Raw genomic sequence first — 16,655 nt, 5'->3', positions numbered from 1 at the left:
ATTCGACGCGGAAGCCTGAATGGAGTAGGCTAACCGCTCGCCAAAACAGAATGTCGCATGCATCGCGGGTCGCTTGGAGAAGGGGATCTTCGATGAATACTCGCACGCGCGTGGCCCTTTTGGGCGTGTCGTTCCTGATGGCACCGGCGGCCCTCGCCCAATCCGTCGGTGACCCTGTGCCCGACACCTTCATCTGCACTCTCGTCAGCGGGCCGGTGAGCACGACCTACGAAGCCAACCGTGCGGCAAGCCAGGCTGGCGGGCGCGTGCTGCACAACTATTCCCGCATTTTCAATGGTTTCGCCCTGCGGGTATCCGACAGGGCAATCGACACGCTCGTCGAACGCAACCCGACGATTACCGGCTGTTCGCAGGCGGTCTATGTCGGCCTGCCCGACGCCGGAGCGGCCGCCCGCGGCGCGCCGAGACCCGATGGTGGCGGCGGGAAACCCGACAATGGCGGCGGAGGCGGCGGGGGGGGCAAGCCGGGAGGTGGCGGCGGCAGCGACCAGACCGTTCCGTGGGGCGTGGCCCGAGTCGGCACCGGCACGCCCAACGGCAATGTCGCCTGGGTCGTCGATACGGGAGTGGACGTCGACAATCCCGATCTCAACCTCGTCGGCAGCGCCGAATTCCTCACGTCAGAAACTTTCGGCGGCAATGCAAACTCCGTCGACGACCTCAACGGGCATGGCACCCACGTCGCCGGCACGATCGCCGCGCTCGACAACACGATCGGCGTCGTCGGCGTGGCACCGGGAGCGCCGGTATACTCCGTACGCGTGCTCGATTCCTTCGGCGTGGCACCGGATAGCGATGTCGCCGCGGGCCTCGATTTCGTGGCCGCCAATGCATCGGTGGGCGATGTGGTCAATCTGAGCCTCACCGCAGACCAGGGATCGACCATCCTCGACGCCGGGGTACAGGCCCTGGCCGACGGGGGCGTGTTCGTGGTGATGGCCGCGGGAAACAGCGGCGTGAATGTCGACACCGGCTCCGTATCGCCTGCCTATAACAACGGGCGAAACCTCTTCACCGTGTCCGCCATCGACAAGCGCAGCAACCTTGCGTCCTTCTCGAACTACGGAGCTTCGGTCGATTACGCGGAACCCGGCGTGCGGATACTCTCTCTCGCCCCGGGCGGCGGAACGACCAACAAGGACGGCACGTCCATGGCCGCCCCCCACCTCAGCGGCATACTGCTGGTGACCGGTGGCAGTGTCGGGGCTGACGGGCAGGTCAAGCGGGACAAGGACGGCACCGCCGAAGACGTCGGCGTTCTGCCCTGAGCGGCGGCTTGAAGAGTACTCGAGACTAGCCCGCGCCCAATCTTGCGCCAGCCTCGATCGCGCTCGTTTCCTACTCTCCCGGATCGGGATAAGGGTCACGGCGAGGTCTTTCAAATCGTCGATCCGGGCGGAAACATGCCGCCTGACTGTCAACCGGAATGCCGGCGGATTTCCTTTTGTATATCAGAGACTAACAGGCAAACAGGCTGGGTGACACAGTGTCAACTTCGTCACCCGCCCAGCCGCCAGTCGACCGCCCCCCGGCCATGCTCTTCCAGGAATGCATTCGCGCGGCTGAAAGGTTTCGAACCGAAGAACCCGCGATAGGCGGACAGCGGGCTTGGGTGCGGGCTGGCGATGACGTGATGCGGCCCGCCATTCAGCGCGCCGACGCGCTTCGCCTTGGCCTGTGCGTGGCTGCCCCACAGGATGAAGACCGACGGCTTATCGCGCGCGGCGACTGCCGCCACGCAGGCATCGGTGACAGCGTCCCACCCGCGTCCGGCATGGCTGCCCGCCTGCCCCGCCTCGACCGTCAGCGTGTTGTTGAGCAGCAGCACGCCCTGCCGCGCCCACGGCGTCAGGTCGCCATGGCCCGGTGGCGCGATGCCGCAATCGGCTTCCAGCTCCTTGTAGATATTGGCAAGACTGGGCGGCACCTTCACGCCTTCGGGCACGGAGAAGCTGAGGCCCATCGCCTGCCCCGGCCCGTGATAGGGATCCTGCCCGAGGATCACGATTTTCACGGCATCCAGCGGGGTGAGTTCGAGCGCCTTCAACCGGCTGCCGCGCGGCGGGTAGACGATCTTGCCGGCATCCTCTTCTGCGCGCAGCCAGCCGCCGAGCCTGCGCGCTTCTTCGCCACCCAGGACAGGGTCGAGGACCGGCTTCCAGCTGTCGGGCACACTCTCGCTCATGGCCGGCACTCTGGCCCCGCTTCGGTTGGCAGACCAGTGGCCCCTTCCCTACAATCCCCAATCGGCCTAAGGCGCGGGGCATGGCAGTTCACTTTCACGAAGAAGACCTCCCCGAAGGCGTGCTCGCAGATGGCCCGGTGGCCGTCGATACCGAGACCATGGGGCTCATCACCATCCGTGACCGGTTGTGCGTGGTGCAGATCAGCGACGGCAAGGGCGACGAGCACCTCGTGCGCTTCGGCCCCGACAGCACATACGACGCGCCGAACCTGAAGGCGGTGCTGGCGGACCCGGAACGCCTCAAGCTGTTCCACTTCGCCCGCTTCGATCTCGCCGCGATCGAATACTATCTCGGGGTCACCGCGGCGCCCTGTTATTGCACCAAGATCGCCAGCAAGCTGGTGCGCACCTACACCGATCGCCACGGCCTCAAAAACCTCGTCGAGGAACTGCTCGGCGAAAACATCTCCAAGGCACAGCAATCGTCCGACTGGGGCGGCCCGGAGCTCAACCAGGCGCAGCGCGAATACGCCGCCAGCGACGTGCGCTTCCTCCACCGGATGCGCGAAGAGCTGAACAAGAGGCTCGAACGCGAAGGCCGGATGGAACTGGCAGAGGCCTGTTTCGATTTCCTTCCTGCACGCGCCCATCTCGACATCCTCGGCTGGGCCGACCACGACATCTTCAGCCACGCGTAAGGGCAAGGCAGGCAGCAGGACCCCATGATACGTCGCCGCAAGCGCAGGATCGAAACGCCAGAAGCGCAGCAACTCCGCTCGCGCCGCCAGCATTTCGCCGCGCCCGGCGGCAGTCACGACAAGTTGGTGCACTTCTTGGCCCGCGCCCTGCCGATGGGCGTCGGCGTCCTGGCAGCGCTGATGGTCATCACCCCGCTCAGCCCCCGCGGCGAAATCAGCTTTCTGCTCGACCGCAACGAAGTCGCCGTGATCCAGGAGCGCCTGCGCGTCGACAATGCGCTCTATCGCGGCACCGATGCGCAGGGGCGCCCGTTCTCGCTGACCGCAGATGAAGCCGTCCAGCGCTCGAGCGCGGAAGGGATCGTGCGGATGCGCGATATCGTGGCGCGACTACTCATGGCGGAAGGCCCCGCGCGAATCAGCGCGGAAGGTGGCCAGTACGACATCGACGCAGAGCGGATCGACGTTACGGGAACCATGCGCATGGAGGCCGCAGACGGTTATCGCATGCGCGCCAGCGGCGTCTCGGTCGAACTCGACAGCAAGACCATGACCGGCGCGGGCGGCGTCGAAGGCGCAGTGCCTGCCGGCACGTTCAGCGCCAACCGCCTCGATGCCGACCTTGCGGCAAGGACCGTAACCCTATCGGGCGAAGCGCGCTTGCGCATGGAACCCGGAAAGCTGAGAATGCCATGATGAAGCAGCACCTGCCCGCCATGACCAAGTCGCTCCTTGCCGGTTTCGCGCTGACCTGCGCGGCGCTGGGAGGGATGCAGCTGAACGCGCAGGCCATCGCCAGCCACAATTCGAACGCGCCCGTGTCCTTCGATGCGGGCCGGATCGAATTGCAGGACCGGCAAAATCGCGTGGTCCTTTCGGGCGCAGTGCGCATCACGCAGGCCGGCCTGACGCTGAACGCAGCACGCACCGTCGTCGATTACAGCGATGCCGGAACGCTGGAGATCCAGCGCATCCTGGCCACCGGCGGCGTGACGGTGTCGCGCGGCAATGAACGCGCGAGCGGGGATACGGCGGTCTATGATTTCAACCGCCGGATCATCACCATGGCCGGCAATGTCAGCCTCAATCGCGGGACCGATCGCCTGAACGGCGGACGCCTGGTGATCGACTTGGCGAGCGGCGTGTCGAGCGTCGATGGCCGCGCAAGCGGGTCTTCCCCGGTGACGGGCGAGACACAGCAATCGGGCGGCCGCGTCACGGGCACTTTCTCCGTCCCGCAAGACTGATGCGCCGCGCCCTGCTGGCGCTGACAGGGCATCGCTTCGGCGAAATCGGGACGCTGACCGAAAGGCAGTGGCGCTCGCTCGACCGGCTTGCGGCAGGCCATCGCTTGCGGCCGCATTTGCACGGCAAGCTGGTGCGCAAGGAAATCGAGGCGGAGGTGCCCGCCTTCATCGCGCAAGGCTGGCAGGAAGCGCACCGCTTCAACGCGCTCGACCAGCTCGTGCAACGGCGGGCGCTGGCGCGGATCGCCCTGACGTTGGGCGAACACGGCATCGCAGCCGTCGCGCTCAAGGGGGCCGCGCTGGCGTGGAGCGTCTGGCCCTCACCTGCAGAGCGGGTCATGCGCGATATCGATGTACTGGTCCCGCAAGCTCGGGCGACGCAGGCCTATCGCTCGCTTCGCGATGCGGGATGGCAGGCACCACAGGCGGACGGCGAATTGCTGGATCGAATGGCTCGCGAGGAAACGCACTTACCCCCGCTGTTCTCGCCCGACGGGGTGATGTGCGAAGTGCATGCCCACGCCTGGGCAAGCGCGCCGCTGGCAAGTGCGGCGATGCCGCCATGCGATGACGAAGGCATTCTGGCGCGGGCGGTGCGGGACGATTCGCTCGGCATGCTCGTACCCGCAGACGAGGACATGCTCGCTCACCTGGTGATGCACTGCGCAGTTTCCCACCTGTTCAATGTCGGGCCGCTCGGACTGTTAGATATCGACTATTTCGTTGCCGAACGGGAGATCGACTGGGCTGCGTTTTGGCAGCGCGCTCAAGGTGAGGGCTTCGCCAGGCCGGCAGCGCTGGTCTTTGCCCTGATAGGCCGATGGTTGCGACCCGGCTTTCAGGAGAACACCATCTGTCCGATCCGCGCCGACGCCGCGCTGCTCGACCGGGTCGAAGACCTTCTCGTCCAGGATCCCGCTGCGCGGAAGGACATCAACGCGATTGCAGGGCTGGCAACCGGAGAACGAGGCGCGCGGCTGAAAGAGGCACCGCTCGACCAGGCGAAGGGCTCGACAGGATTCCGGCGTCTCGGGCGCCTCGCAACTCGCGGCGCATCACTGGCAGGCACGCTGGCGAACAGGCGGAGCAGGAACGATGGGCTCGCGGCGGCCGAACTGGCCCGCTGGCTGTCCGGGGACTAGCGCCGCGCGGCGAGCCGGGCGAGGTTCGTAAGGCCCTGCGCCAGCAGCAGTTCCGCCGCCTGGCTGTTCGACAACAGGTCACGGTGCAGCTTGGTCAGGCCGTTGGTCAGCCGGTCGAGTTTGGGCCCGCGCCAGCGATTGACCTGGTCGGCGATATCGCGCTCTTCCTTCCAGAAGATGCCGAGCCGTGCCTTCTGGCCCTTGTCGAGATCCTGGTAACGGCGATTGCCGAGCGCCGCCGAAATGCGGGCGAGCTGGGCGGCACGGCGTTCGATGGCAAGCAAGGTGCCGACGGGGTTGAGGCCGATTTGCTTCATCCGTGCGATCTCGCCGCCCACCTTGCCGGTCTGGCCGCCGAGAACCGCATTGACGAGGCTGGCGAAGCCGTCCTCCTCGCTGGCCGCGCCGATAGCGTCGAGATGTTCCATCGTGCCAGGGCGCGGCGATTGCGCGGTGGCATCGAGATAGGTCGCCAGCTTGGTGACCTCGCTCTGCGCAAGCCGCACGTCGAGATTGGCACCGCGCGCGATCCGCTCGGCCACCGCCTGGTCGAGGCGCACGCCTGCGGCATCGCCCATGGCGCGAACGGACTGCGTCACCGAGCGCAGGTCGGGCGGATAGAACATCGCGACGACTGCATCCTTGCGCTTCTCGAGCAGCTTTGCCGTGCGCGATTTGTCGGTGGCCGCGGTCGCGACGACGATCACCGGGCACGCTTCGCCCGCGCCCATCTCGCCCGTCTTGATCAGCGTTTCGAGCGCGGCATGCGCTTCGTCCCCGCTGACCCGCGACCAGATATGCCGCTTGTCCCCAAAGAGGGAGGAAGAGCGCGCCTCGTCGCCCAGTTTGGCAGGATCGGCGCGAAGCTCCGCACCGGGGATCTCCACCCGCTCGCCAGCATCGGGCAGGGCTGCAACCAGCTCCCGCGCAGCGGCGCTGGCACCCGCTTCATCCTGGCCGCAGAAGAAGAAGATGGAGCAATCCTTCGCGAGGCCCTGCAGCTTCGCAGCGAATTCGTTCCCCCTGACCTTCACGCCCCGGCCGCCCTCACTGTTCGCGCAGCGTCAGTGCCACGCGGGTCACGATCCTGTCCGCAATTTCGCGCGCGAGATTTTCCAGCGCCGTCTGCTCTGCCGCGATGGTGGCGTATTCGCTGGACACGACATCGATCCCGGCATCCGCGCCTTCGGTGGCGTCGAGCAGGATTTCGCCGGTCGACGCGTCCACCAACTGGTAGCGGGCACGCAAAGTCCGCCGCTCCCGACTGACCGTGTCATCGGCCAAAATGCCGAGCGCTTCGAGATTGTCGTCGAGGCGAACGTCGAGGCGGTATTGCGGTGCTTCATTGCCCGCCGCTCCGAGGCGATCGTTCAACTCACCGCGAACCAGCCACCCGGCCCGTCCCGCGATCGGCGGAACGTCCACGGCTGCCAGTCCCTGCGCGACCGCCCCGCTGCCACCGCCCGCATACATGGGCGAGAGGTTGCAGGCCGCGAGTGCGAGGCAGGCGAGAAGACTGAAGACGAAACGCATCACGTGACGATATTCACCAATCTGTCGGGCACGACAATGACCTTGCGGACTTCTGCACCATCAAGCGAGCGCTGGACCTTTTCGGATGCGAGCGCCATCGCCTCGAGGTCTTCCTTCGAGGCACCCTTGGGCGCGGTAAGCGTATCGCGCAGCTTGCCCTTGTGCTGGACGGCGATGGTCACCTCGTCTTCGACCAGCAATGCCGGATCGACTGCGGGCCAGGCTGCGTCGGCCACCATCCCGCTCTCGCCGAGACCGGCCCATGCCTCTTCCGCAAGGTGCGGCATCATCGGCGCGACCAGCTGCACCAGGGTGCGGATAGCGTGGCTGCGGCTAGCGGAGGGAACGGCTTTCTCGACCGCCCCGGTCAGCTCGTAAATGCGGGCCACGGCCTTGTTGAAGCCGAGCGCCTCAATGTCTTCGGCAACCGCGGCAATGGTCTGGTGCGTCTTGCGGGCGAGCGCCTTGTCCTCGCCTGCGGCACCTGCGTCATAGGCAGCGAACAGGCGCCACAACCGGTGGACGAAGCGGCTGCAGCCTTCGATGCCCGCTTCGGACCACGGCAGGTCGCGCTCGGGCGGGCTGTCGGACAGCATGAACCAGCGCACTGCATCGGCGCCATAAGTGTCGATGATCGTGTCGGGGTCGACGACGTTCTTCTTCGACTTCGACATCTTGATGACGCGGCCGATCTCGACCTCGCCACCATCCTCCAGGAGGAGGGCACGCTCGGCTTCGCGGCTGATCTCGTCGGGCGCGTAATAGACCGTCTTGCCGCCGGTTTTGCGGCTGTAGGTCTCATGCGTGACCATGCCCTGCGTGAAGAGCGAGGCAAAGGGCTCCTTCACCTCTATCTGGCCCATGTGGGCGAGCGCGCGCGTCCAGAAACGGGCGTAGAGCAAGTGCAGGATCGCGTGCTCGATGCCGCCGATATACTGTTCGACCGGCAGCCACTTGGCGACCTCCTCGGGGTCGAATGGCTTGTCGGCTGGCTGGCTCGCAAAGCGCAGGAAATACCACGAACTGTCGACGAAGGTGTCGAGGGTGTCGGTCTCGCGTTCGGCCTTGCCGCCGCATTTCGGACAGTCGACATGCTTCCATGTCGCGTGGCGCAGCAGCGGATTGCCGGGTGTCTGGAAATCGACGTCCTGAGGCAGCGTGATCGGCAGGCTGTCCTTGGGCGCAGGCACGACGCCGCAAGCATCGCAATGGATGAAGGGGATGGGCGTGCCCCAGTAGCGCTGGCGCGAAACGCCCCAGTCGCGCAGGCGCCAGACGGTCTTGCCGGTCCCGCGTCCCTGTTCCTCGATGCGGCGGATGATCTCGCGCTTGGCATCCTCGACTTCCATCCCGTCGAGGAAGTCGGAGTTGACGATCACGCCGTCGCCCGCCTCGGCCTCGCCGTCGAAACCCTTGCCCGCTTCTTTTAGGCTCGACGCGACGACGCGCGGGATCGGCAGGCCATATTTGGTGGCGAATTCGAAGTCGCGCTGGTCGTGGCCCGGTACTGCCATGATGGCGCCGGTGCCGTAATCCATCAGCACGAAGTTCGCGATGTAGACGGGCAAGTCCGCGCCGGTGAACGGGTGCCTCGCCGTGATGCCCGTGTCGAAGCCCAGCTTTTCGGCGGTTTCGAGTTCGGCGGCGGTGGTCCCGCCCTTCTTGCACTCGGCGATGAAGGCGCGCGCCTCGTCACTGTCGATAGCCTGCGCGACCGGATGATCGGCGGCAACCGCAACGAAGCTCGCGCCGAAAATCGTATCCGGGCGCGTAGTGTAGACGGGAAGCTTCTCGCCATTCGAAAGGTCGAAGCTGAATTCCAGGCCCTTGGACTTGCCGATCCAGTTTTCCTGCATCAGCCGAACCTTGTCGGGCCAGTTCTCGAGGCTGCCCAGTCCCTCCAGCAGCTCCTCGGCGAAGTCGGTGATCTTGAGGAACCACTGGTTCAGCTTGCGCTTCTCGACTTCCGCGCCGCTGCGCCAGCCCTTGCCGTCGATAACCTGCTCGTTGGCGAGCACGGTCATGTCGACCGGGTCCCAGTTGACCTCGCTTTCCTTGCGATAGACGAGGCCCGCTTCGTAAAGGTCGATGAAGAGCGCCTGCTCGTGGCCGTAATAATCCGGCTCGCAGGTCGCCAGTTCGCGGCTCCAGTCGAGCGCGAAGCCGAGGCGCTTCAGCTGCGCCTTCATGTGTTCGATATTGTCGCGGGTCCAGCCGCCCGGGTGCACGCCCTTCTCCATCGCGGCGTTTTCCGCCGGCATGCCGAAAGCATCCCAGCCCATCGGGTGCAGCACCTCGTGCCCGGTCGCCTTCTTGTAGCGCGCCAGCACGTCGCCCATCGTGTAGTTGCGCACGTGACCGATATGGATGCGCCCCGAGGGATAGGGGAACATCTCAAGCACGTAGCTCTTGGGCTTTTCGGAATTGCTGTCCGCGCGGAAGGTCTGCGCGTCTTGCCACGCGGCTTGCCAGCGCGGGTCGGCGGATGTCGGATCGAAACGGGTATCGCTCATGCCCGAAGCCCTTAGGCAATTCGGGCGCAAATGGAACCCGTCAGAATCAGTTGGCGATGGCCTGGCGGCGCAATTCGCGCGCCTTGGTGAGGATGATGTCTTCCAGCTTCTGGACCGTGGCGGCCTGGACCGGCGCATCGACCCAGCCACCCGACTGTGCGACCTGGCGGCTGGCGGCGACGCGCAAGGCATCGGCACGCAGGTCACGATCGAGGATGGTCACGGTCATCTTGACACGTTCGCCCGGATTATTGGGATTTGCGTACCAGTCGGTGACAATCACGCCGCCACTGCTGTCGGCCTGGAGCAGCGGGGCAAAGCTGACGGCTTCGAGCGAGGCGCGCCAGAGATAGGAGTTCACGCCGATGGTCGACACCTGCGCGGCAGCGAGGTCGGCGCGGGGACGTTCACTCTTGCTGCAAGCGCCCAGCGCCAGTGTGGCGACCGCGAGGCCGGCAATGGCTGCGGGACGACGGATGGAGCGGGTGAGGGTCATGAACGGTCCTTGGGTCAAAAAAGTTAGTCCGGCTCTATAGTGCCTGCTCGCGCTCGGGCAAGCGCCAGCTTGGCGGCATAGACGCCGCGAACGCGTGAATACCGTCTGAATTGGATGGTATTTGTTGAGGCTATGCAACACTCCGGCGCGATGTCGGAACAGACCTTGTGGAAAAGCTGGCGCTGCCCTTCTGGCGGGCCTAGTCTTTTCCATCCGATCCGAGTCGCACAACCGTGCTATCGCGTTCGGGAACAGTTAAGCGGGGTTCGTCTTTAAGGATGAACACACCCGCAATCGAGAGGACATCGGCCTGATGGGCACGCAACGTAACAGCAAAGGCAAGGATCGGCTCGCGCCGGTCGTGCTTGCGGCTGCCGTTTGCGCGCTCGCCATTCCGGGCGCCGGCCTCGCCGTCGTGTCGAGCACGCCCGAAGCAGCTCCTGAAACGATGGAATTCCTGCCATTCACGCCCGCAGGCGTAGATCCGGAACTGGCTGCCCGCGTTGCCGCCGTGATCGGCGAAGATGCCCTGCGGTTCACTCCGGCCAGCAAGCCCCGCCTTTCGAACCAGCGCACCGTCAATTTCGCGGTGCGGGTCGACAAGGGCATCGCGGCATCGATTTCAGGTCGTGCGTCGGGTGACAAGCTCGCCAGCGCCAACCCGATCGAGAGCGTGCTGCCGGTTACGCCGACGCGCTACAATCTTGGCGTCGCACGCGGTTACCAGAGCTTCGCCCAGCCGACTCGCTCGGCAGCGGCCGTACCCACGGGCATTCGCGACATCGCGATGCCGGACCTGTCGACCTATCGCGATGGGGAGCGTGACGAGCGCAGCCGCTTCCAGTCGCGAATCGAGATCGGACAGAAGGATCGCGCAGGCTCCTCGCCCCTCACCATCGAAGGTGCGGGCTCGCAGCAGGTCGACCTTGGCGGTTCGTATAGCCTGAGCCGCAACCTCGACGTGACTGCCGGCGTCCGCCTCAAGCAGGAACGGGATCGTCTCGCTCCGTTGACCAACGGCGTGGAAGACGACCAGGCCGTCTACGTGGGCACTCAGATCCGCTTCTAGGCGGATACATACTTACAATTCTCTACGAATACGATTGTCGGCCTTCCCTGAAGGTCTGATTGCCTTTGCGCCGTAATGTATCCATGCCTACGAATAGGCAAAACGCTACGGAAAGCTTGGGAGAATCACTATGGGACGAGTTGCAATCGTGACCGGCGGTACGCGCGGAATCGGGCGCGCCATTTGCGAAAGACTGCGCGACGAACGCGACTGTACGGTCATTGCCAATTACGCCGGCAATGACGAGGCGGCCCGCAAGTTCACCGAAGAAACCGGCATTCCCACGGTAAAATTCGACGTCGGCGATTTTGACGCCGTGCAGGAGGCCTGCGAGAAGGTAGCGGAAGAGCACGGCCCCCTCGACATCGTCGTCAACAACGCCGGGATCACGCGCGACGGCACGCTCCTGAAGATGAGCTATGACGATTGGGACGCCGTGATGCGGACCAATCTGGGCGGCTGCTTCAACATGGCCAAGGCCGCATTCCCCGGCATGAAAGAGCGCGGCTGGGGTAGGATCGTCAACATCGGTTCCATCAATGGACAGGCCGGACAATATGGCCAGGTCAACTACGCCGCCGCCAAGAGCGGCATTCACGGCTTCACCAAGGCCCTCGCGCAGGAAGGCGCGCGCTTCGGCATCACCGTCAATGCGATTGCGCCCGGCTATATCGACACCGACATGGTCGCAGCCGTGCCCGAGCCTGTGCTGGAAAAAATCGTTGCCAAGATCCCGGTCGGCCGCCTCGGAAAGGCCAGCGAAATCGCCCGCGGTGTGAGCTTCCTGTGCTCCGAACACGCCGAGTTCGTCACTGGCTCGACCATGAGCATCAACGGCGGCCAGCACATGTACTGATGAGGAATCGCGACCTCTGACGCGGTTCTTTCCAATTACGCACGCCTGAAAATGATGCGGTGGCTAACCTTGTTCAGGTAGGCGATCCCTATTCCCGAGCCGGTGCCGGCATATCAATTGATGATGCGCGCCGGCGCGAAGCAGTTTAGGGCAGGCGCATGACGACCCCTTACCACCCGCCGAAGAAGTACTCGATCCGCATCGAGGGGCATCGCACTTCGGTGAGCCTGGAGCCCGTGTTCTGGGACCTGCTGCGCCGTGCGGCCGCAAGGCGTGGACTAGCGGTCAACACACTCGTGGCAAGTATCGATGCCGAACGCATCAGGAGCGACACGCCGCCCGGCCTCGCCGGAGCCATCCGGGTGTGGCTCGCTACGCACGAAATGGCCGAGCGCACGCAAAAGGGCGACGGACCGATGTCCGCCGCCCCTGGTAACGATCAGCAAGACTGATCAGTATTTCGCGGTCGCGTCGCTAGCTGGATAGGTTTCATCGAGCGCTTCGTCGGTCGAACTCATGGTGTCGCCCGTCGAGGCGGTCGCTTCCGAACCGGCATTGCGGAATGCGCCTTCCGGCTGGCCGTCCGCAAATGCGACGCCATTGCTGTCGCGCTGGTTCTTTTCGTAATACTTGTACCCGGCATAGCCGAGTGCACCGAGTGCTGCGAGCTTGAGGATCATAGTGCTTCCCTTTCGAAAATTGCTTCACTCGGTCAACGGATGAAAACGCCGAAAGGTCCGCAACGCGATCCTCAATCGTCGCCGACCCGTTCGATATCCGCGCCGACCAGCTGCAACTTCTCTTCCAGCCGCTCGTAACCGCGGTCGAGGTGGTAGAGGCGGCGCACCGTGGTCTCGCCCTTTGCGGCAAGGCCTGCGATCACGAGGCTCATCGAAGCGCGCAGGTCCGTGGCCATCACTTCGGCCCCCGCCAGCTCTACCGGACCGCGCACGATGGCGGTGCGGCCTGTGGTCTCGATATCGGCGCCCATGCGGATGAGCTCGGGAACGTGCATGAAGCGGTTCTCGAAGATCGTTTCCTTGAGCACGCTGGTGCCTTCTGCCTTGCACAGCAAGCTCATCAACTGCGCCTGCATGTCGGTCGCGAGGCCGGGGAACGGCGCGGTCGTCAGATTATGCGCCTTGAGCGGCTGGTTCGCTGCGACCCGCACGCCCTTCTTGTCGGTCTCGATCTCGACACCGATGTTGCGCAAGGCATGGATCGTCGACGCCATGTCATCGGCATCGGCGCCTTCGAGAAATACCTCGCCACCGGTGATTGCCGCAGCGCAGGCGTAAGACCCCGCCTCGATCCGGTCGGGCATCACGCGATAGGTCGCGCCGTGCAGCTTCTTCACGCCGTGGATGGTTAGTTCGGAACTGCCGATACCTTCGATTTCGGCGCCCATGGCGGTGAGCAGGTTGCACAGGTCGACGATTTCCGGCTCGCGCGCGGCATTAATCAGCTTGCTGGTGCCATTGCACAGCACCGCGGTCATCAAGGCGTTTTCGGTAGCGCCCACAGACACGACCGGGAAATCGAACTCGCCACCGGGCAGCCCGCCGTCCGGAGCGACTGCCTTCACATACCCTTGCGCCAATTCGATCTGCGCGCCGAATGCTTCGAGGGCTTTCAGGTGCAAATCGATCGGCCGGTTACCGATCGCGCAGCCACCGGGCAGCGACACCGTCGCTTCTCCGGTCCGGGCGAGGAGCGGGCCAAGCACGAGGATCGACGCGCGCATCTTGCGAACGAGATCGTAGGGCGCGACCGAGCTGGTGATCCGCATGGCTTCGAGCGTGACATTGCGCCCGAATTCCTCCGGCCGCTTGCCGGGGATCGTGTGACTGACACCGAACTGGGTCATGAGGTGCTGGAAGCCGTCGATATCGGCGAGCCGTGGGAGGTTCCGCAGCGTCACGGCCTCTTCGGTGAGCAGTGCGCATGGTATCAGCGTAAGCGCCGCGTTCTTGGCGCCGGAAATGGGAATGGTACCCGAAAGGCGATTGCCGCCGTGAATGATAAGTTTGTCCATGGCCCCCTGCCTTAGTCCTCTCCGGGGCTGTGGCAAGCATCATGCGCGTGGCGCCGCCCCCCCAATACTGCTCGCTCAACCGCCGAGCGATTGACCTGTTCCGGCCGCCGACCTAACCCCCGCCGCATGACCCAGCACAAACCGATCAAGAAGGCCGTCTTCCCCGTTGCGGGACTCGGTACGCGATTCCTGCCCGCCACCAAGGCGATCCCGAAGGAACTGCTTCCGATCGTCGATCGGCCGCTGATCCAGTATGCCGTGGACGAAGCCCGCGAGGCGGGGATCGAACAGATCATCTTCGTGACCGGCCGGGGCAAGACGGCGATCGTCGAGCATTTCGACATCGCATACGAGCTCGAAAGCACGATGGAAGAGCGCGGCAAGGATATGAGCGTGCTCGATCCGACGCGTGCAACGCCGGGCGATATCATTACGGTGCGCCAGCAGGTTCCGCTGGGTCTGGGTCACGCCATCTGGTGCGCGCGCGCCATCGTCGGTGACGATCCGTTTGCAATCCTGCTTCCGGACGAACTCATGGTCGGCGAGCCGGGCTGCATGAAGCAGATGGTCGAAGCCTATAACGAGGTAGGCGGCAACCTGATCTCGGTCCTCGAAGTCCCGCAGGACGAGGTGTCGAGCTATGGCGTCATCGCGCCGGGCGCGGAAATCTCCGATACGCTGACCGAAGTGACGGGATTGGTCGAGAAGCCGCCGGTTGCAGAAGCGCCTTCGAACAAGATCATCTCGGGCCGCTATATTCTACAGCCCGAGGTGATGCGCACCCTCGAAACGCAGGGCAAGGGCGCCGGCGGCGAAATCCAGCTGACCGATGCCATGGCGCGCATGATCGGCAACCAGCCGTTCCACGCAGTAACCTTCGCCGGGAACCGCTACGACTGCGGGAGCAAGACCGGTTTCGTCGAAGCGACCCTCGCACTCGCGCTCGAACGCGAAGACATGGGAAGCGAAGTTCGGGCCATCGCCGAGCGCCTGCTCGCAAAGTAAAAAGCATCATCCCCAAAAGGAAAGGGCCGGCCCGCCGCTATGGCAGACCGGCCCTTCCTGTTTGAACCGGCCTCGATCAGCAGCCGGTTTTGGCCGCCGTGCAAGTTTCGTCGCGTGTGGCCTTGAACTCGTCGCCCTCGTTCCAGTTGGGCCAGCTCGTGCTCATGCCGAGCATGCGGCCGAGCCGGTAGAAGAGCTGGAGATCAGCCATTACGCCGGACCAGTCCCAGTTCGGATCGTACTCGTCCTTGGGGCCATGGTAACGGTTTTCGCGATAGTCGAGCGCCACTGCCGCGCCCGCTTCCGTACCGCCGTCGACCAGGTCTTCCCCGCCATCTACATAGAGCATCGGCACGCCGCGCTTGGCGAAGGCGAAGTGATCGGACCGATAGTAATAGCCCGCTTCCGGATTGGGGTTGGGCGTCGACACGCGGCCATCGGCTTCAAGCGCCGCTTCGAGGAATTGGTCGAGCTGCGACTTGCCGGGCCCGACAACCGTCACGTCCTTGCTCGGACCGGCGATCAGGAAGGCATCCATGTTGATGCCGCCGACCGTCTGATCGAGCGGGAAGACCGGGTTTGCCGCATAATAATCGGCGCCGAGTAGCCCCGATTCCTCTGCCGTCACCGCAAGAAACACCAGCGTGCGGCGTGTAGGACCGACCTTGGCATGCGCTTCGGCCAGAGCGACCAGGGCCGCCGTGCCCGTCGCATTATCGACCGCACCATTGCAGATATCGTCACCGTCAGGCGCTGCGGTGCACCGGCCCAGATGGTCCCAGTGCGCGGTGTGGATGACGTATTCGTCCGGCGCTTCCGTACCGGGAAGGATACCGATCACGTTTTGCGATTCGAAAGTGCGGATGTCGTTCGAAAAGCTGGTCGATGCTTCGAGACCCAGCGGCACTGCCTTGAAGCCTTCCTTCTTGGCAGCGGCGAACAGCTTGTCGGCATCCTGTCCCGCAGCTTCGAGGATCTGGCGACCCGCCTCGTTCTGTACCCAGCCGTTCATGATGGTGAGCGGCGGAGCGTTTTCGCCGCGCTGCGCATAGGCCTGCGGCCCCGACCAGCTGCTTTCGACCACGTTCCAGCCGTAGGAGGCAGGTTCCGTATCGTGGATGATGATCGCGCCGGCAGCGCCCTGCCGCGCGGCTTCCTCATACTTGTAGGTCCAGCGGCCGTAATAGGTCATTGCCTTGCCGTTGAAGGGGCCTTCTAGGCTTTCGGTGCCGAAATCGGGATCGTTGACGAGGATGACGGCGGTCTTGCCGGTCATGTCGACGCCTTCGTAATCGTTCCAGCCGCGCTCAGGCGCATTGACGCCATAGCCAACGAAAACCAGTTCGCTGTCTTCGAGCGTGGTCTGCGCATCTTCGCGATAGGTCACGCCGACCCAGTCGCTGCCATATTGGAGCGCGATATCGGTGCCTTCGCCGGAAATCGTCAGCGGCGCGAAGTCCTTGCCGGTAATCTCTACTAGCGGGACTTTCTGGACCCACGAGCCGTTATTGCCCGGCTCCAGCCCTGCCGCAGCGAAACGTTCGGTCAAAAGGGCGACGGTTTTTTCCTCGCCGATCGTGCCGGGCATGCGGCCTTCGAATTCGTCGGAAGACAATTGCTCGGTAATGTCCTTCATCGTCTGCTCGGAAATGTCCGTCGCTGCGATGTCCGGGATGTCGAGCCCTGCGGTCGCCCCTTCATCGCTGCCGGCGGTACAGGCCGCCAGGAGCAGCGCACCTGCTGCGGTCAGGCTTGTGCGGATCATGGTATTGCACCCTCTTGTTGGTTTGCGTGGCGCGCTTGTTGCAGCAGCGAACAAAGAGGGCAAGCTTGCACCGGACGGCCAAGGGAGGCA

At 64.4% G+C, this 16,655-nt stretch carries 17 protein-coding genes; 9 read left to right on the top strand and 8 right to left on the bottom strand.

The window, feature by feature from the left end; all coding sequences use genetic code 11:
- The first annotated feature begins 92 nt into the window (after positions 1-92).
- Positions 93-1,289, top strand: coding sequence for a S8 family serine peptidase (locus K3179_RS05970; RefSeq protein WP_221562905.1), 1,197 nt, complete (start codon positions 93-95; stop codon positions 1,287-1,289).
- Between the two features lie 230 nt (positions 1,290-1,519).
- On the opposite strand, the gene K3179_RS05965 is transcribed toward K3179_RS05970, so the two are convergent.
- Entirely contained in the window at positions 1,520-2,206 is a 687-nt protein-coding gene (locus K3179_RS05965; RefSeq protein ID WP_221562904.1) for a uracil-DNA glycosylase, read from the bottom strand.
- Positions 2,207-2,286: 80 nt separating this feature from the next.
- On the opposite strand from K3179_RS05965, the gene K3179_RS05960 reads away from it, so the two are divergent.
- The 4 genes from K3179_RS05960 to K3179_RS05945 are packed head-to-tail and all read left to right on the top strand — an operon-like array spanning position 2,287 to position 5,293.
- Positions 2,287-2,904 (top strand): ribonuclease D, encoded by a 618-nt coding sequence (locus K3179_RS05960; RefSeq protein ID WP_100259964.1) that lies wholly within the window; start codon positions 2,287-2,289, stop codon positions 2,902-2,904.
- A 24-nt stretch (positions 2,905-2,928) separates the two neighbouring features.
- Positions 2,929-3,600 carry an LPS export ABC transporter periplasmic protein LptC gene (gene lptC / locus K3179_RS05955; protein ID WP_221562903.1) on the top strand — a complete coding sequence of 224 codons (672 nt, stop codon included), beginning with the start codon at positions 2,929-2,931 and terminating at the stop codon, positions 3,598-3,600.
- The gene (locus K3179_RS05950) at positions 3,600-4,151 is read left to right on the top strand and encodes an LptA/OstA family protein (RefSeq protein WP_221563065.1); all 552 of its coding nucleotides are present in this window, start codon (positions 3,600-3,602) and stop codon (positions 4,149-4,151) included. Before lptC ends, K3179_RS05950 begins: the two co-directional genes overlap by 1 nt.
- Positions 4,151-5,293 carry a nucleotidyltransferase domain-containing protein gene (locus K3179_RS05945; RefSeq protein WP_221562902.1) on the top strand — a complete coding sequence of 381 codons (1,143 nt, stop codon included), beginning with the start codon at positions 4,151-4,153 and terminating at the stop codon, positions 5,291-5,293. The genes K3179_RS05950 and K3179_RS05945 overlap by 1 nt, the downstream gene beginning before the upstream one ends.
- Here the strand turns inward: K3179_RS05945 and holA are convergent.
- From holA to K3179_RS05925, 4 genes are read right to left on the bottom strand one after another with little or no spacing between them, the layout of a single operon-like run.
- Complete coding sequence (holA, locus tag K3179_RS05940; protein WP_221562901.1) at positions 5,290-6,327, bottom strand: DNA polymerase III subunit delta; 1,038 nt, start codon at positions 6,325-6,327, stop codon at positions 5,290-5,292. The two genes, K3179_RS05945 and holA, sit on opposite strands and share 4 nt — an antisense overlap.
- A 13-nt stretch (positions 6,328-6,340) precedes the next feature.
- The gene (lptE, locus tag K3179_RS05935) at positions 6,341-6,826 is read right to left on the bottom strand and encodes an LPS assembly lipoprotein LptE (protein ID WP_221562900.1); all 486 of its coding nucleotides are present in this window, start codon (positions 6,824-6,826) and stop codon (positions 6,341-6,343) included.
- Positions 6,826-9,339, bottom strand: a complete 2,514-nt coding sequence (gene leuS / locus K3179_RS05930) for a leucine--tRNA ligase (RefSeq protein WP_221562899.1) — start codon at positions 9,337-9,339, stop codon at positions 6,826-6,828. The genes lptE and leuS overlap by 1 nt, the downstream gene beginning before the upstream one ends.
- 46 nt (positions 9,340-9,385) lie before the next feature.
- Positions 9,386-9,835 (bottom strand): DUF3576 domain-containing protein, encoded by a 450-nt coding sequence (locus tag K3179_RS05925; RefSeq protein ID WP_221562898.1) that lies wholly within the window; start codon positions 9,833-9,835, stop codon positions 9,386-9,388.
- A gap of 313 nt (positions 9,836-10,148) precedes the next feature.
- Here K3179_RS05925 and K3179_RS05920 point away from each other — a divergent pair, with 313 nt between their 5' ends.
- The 3 genes from K3179_RS05920 (at position 10,149) to K3179_RS05910 (ending at position 12,212) form a co-directional block, all read left to right on the top strand.
- Positions 10,149-10,904, top strand: a complete 756-nt coding sequence (locus K3179_RS05920; RefSeq protein WP_221562897.1) for a hypothetical protein — start codon at positions 10,149-10,151, stop codon at positions 10,902-10,904.
- A 130-nt stretch (positions 10,905-11,034) separates the two neighbouring features.
- The gene (gene phbB, locus K3179_RS05915; protein ID WP_221562896.1) at positions 11,035-11,760 is read left to right on the top strand and encodes an acetoacetyl-CoA reductase; all 726 of its coding nucleotides are present in this window, start codon (positions 11,035-11,037) and stop codon (positions 11,758-11,760) included.
- A gap of 158 nt (positions 11,761-11,918) precedes the next feature.
- Positions 11,919-12,212 carry a ribbon-helix-helix domain-containing protein gene (locus tag K3179_RS05910; RefSeq protein WP_221562895.1) on the top strand — a complete coding sequence of 98 codons (294 nt, stop codon included), beginning with the start codon at positions 11,919-11,921 and terminating at the stop codon, positions 12,210-12,212.
- On the opposite strand, the gene K3179_RS05905 is transcribed toward K3179_RS05910, so the two are convergent.
- Entirely contained in the window at positions 12,213-12,440 is a 228-nt protein-coding gene (locus K3179_RS05905) for a hypothetical protein (RefSeq protein WP_221562894.1), read from the bottom strand. It abuts the gene before it with no gap.
- A 71-nt stretch (positions 12,441-12,511) separates the two neighbouring features.
- Positions 12,512-13,795 (bottom strand): UDP-N-acetylglucosamine 1-carboxyvinyltransferase, encoded by a 1,284-nt coding sequence (gene murA, locus K3179_RS05900; protein ID WP_221562893.1) that lies wholly within the window; start codon positions 13,793-13,795, stop codon positions 12,512-12,514.
- Between the two features lie 126 nt (positions 13,796-13,921).
- Here murA and galU point away from each other — a divergent pair, with 126 nt between their 5' ends.
- Positions 13,922-14,800 (top strand): UTP--glucose-1-phosphate uridylyltransferase GalU, encoded by an 879-nt coding sequence (gene galU, locus K3179_RS05895; RefSeq protein ID WP_221562892.1) that lies wholly within the window; start codon positions 13,922-13,924, stop codon positions 14,798-14,800.
- Positions 14,801-14,876: 76 nt separating this feature from the next.
- Here galU and K3179_RS05890 read toward each other — a convergent pair whose 3' ends face one another.
- On the bottom strand, positions 14,877-16,565 hold the full coding sequence (locus K3179_RS05890; RefSeq protein ID WP_221562891.1) for a M28 family metallopeptidase: 1,689 nt from the start codon (positions 16,563-16,565) through the stop codon (positions 14,877-14,879).
- Between the last annotated feature and the right edge of the window lie 90 nt (positions 16,566-16,655).

This window comes from Qipengyuania intermedia, from assembly GCF_019711615.1.
GTDB lineage: Bacteria > Pseudomonadota > Alphaproteobacteria > Sphingomonadales > Sphingomonadaceae > Qipengyuania > Qipengyuania intermedia.
Note: the sequence above shows the minus strand (reverse complement) of the source record. Positions and strands in the feature narration are given on the sequence as shown.

Coding starts and splice junctions, on each gene's coding strand:
- K3179_RS05905 (WP_221562894.1), bottom strand. CDS start 12,440: ATGATCCTCAAGCTCGCAGCACTCGGTGCACTCGGCTATGCCGGGTAC.
- K3179_RS05960 (WP_100259964.1), top strand. CDS start 2,287: ATGGCAGTTCACTTTCACGAAGAAGACCTCCCCGAAGGCGTGCTCGCA.
- K3179_RS05910 (WP_221562895.1), top strand. CDS start 11,919: ATGACGACCCCTTACCACCCGCCGAAGAAGTACTCGATCCGCATCGAG.
- K3179_RS05890 (WP_221562891.1), bottom strand. CDS start 16,565: ATGATCCGCACAAGCCTGACCGCAGCAGGTGCGCTGCTCCTGGCGGCC.
- murA (WP_221562893.1), bottom strand. CDS start 13,795: ATGGACAAACTTATCATTCACGGCGGCAATCGCCTTTCGGGTACCATT.
- lptC (WP_221562903.1), top strand. CDS start 2,929: ATGATACGTCGCCGCAAGCGCAGGATCGAAACGCCAGAAGCGCAGCAA.
- K3179_RS05965 (WP_221562904.1), bottom strand. CDS start 2,206: ATGAGCGAGAGTGTGCCCGACAGCTGGAAGCCGGTCCTCGACCCTGTC.
- lptE (WP_221562900.1), bottom strand. CDS start 6,826: ATGCGTTTCGTCTTCAGTCTTCTCGCCTGCCTCGCACTCGCGGCCTGC.
- K3179_RS05945 (WP_221562902.1), top strand. CDS start 4,151: ATGCGCCGCGCCCTGCTGGCGCTGACAGGGCATCGCTTCGGCGAAATC.
- K3179_RS05950 (WP_221563065.1), top strand. CDS start 3,600: ATGAAGCAGCACCTGCCCGCCATGACCAAGTCGCTCCTTGCCGGTTTC.
- phbB (WP_221562896.1), top strand. CDS start 11,035: ATGGGACGAGTTGCAATCGTGACCGGCGGTACGCGCGGAATCGGGCGC.
- K3179_RS05970 (WP_221562905.1), top strand. CDS start 93: ATGAATACTCGCACGCGCGTGGCCCTTTTGGGCGTGTCGTTCCTGATG.
- galU (WP_221562892.1), top strand. CDS start 13,922: ATGACCCAGCACAAACCGATCAAGAAGGCCGTCTTCCCCGTTGCGGGA.
- K3179_RS05925 (WP_221562898.1), bottom strand. CDS start 9,835: ATGACCCTCACCCGCTCCATCCGTCGTCCCGCAGCCATTGCCGGCCTC.
- leuS (WP_221562899.1), bottom strand. CDS start 9,339: ATGAGCGATACCCGTTTCGATCCGACATCCGCCGACCCGCGCTGGCAA.
- K3179_RS05920 (WP_221562897.1), top strand. CDS start 10,149: ATGGGCACGCAACGTAACAGCAAAGGCAAGGATCGGCTCGCGCCGGTC.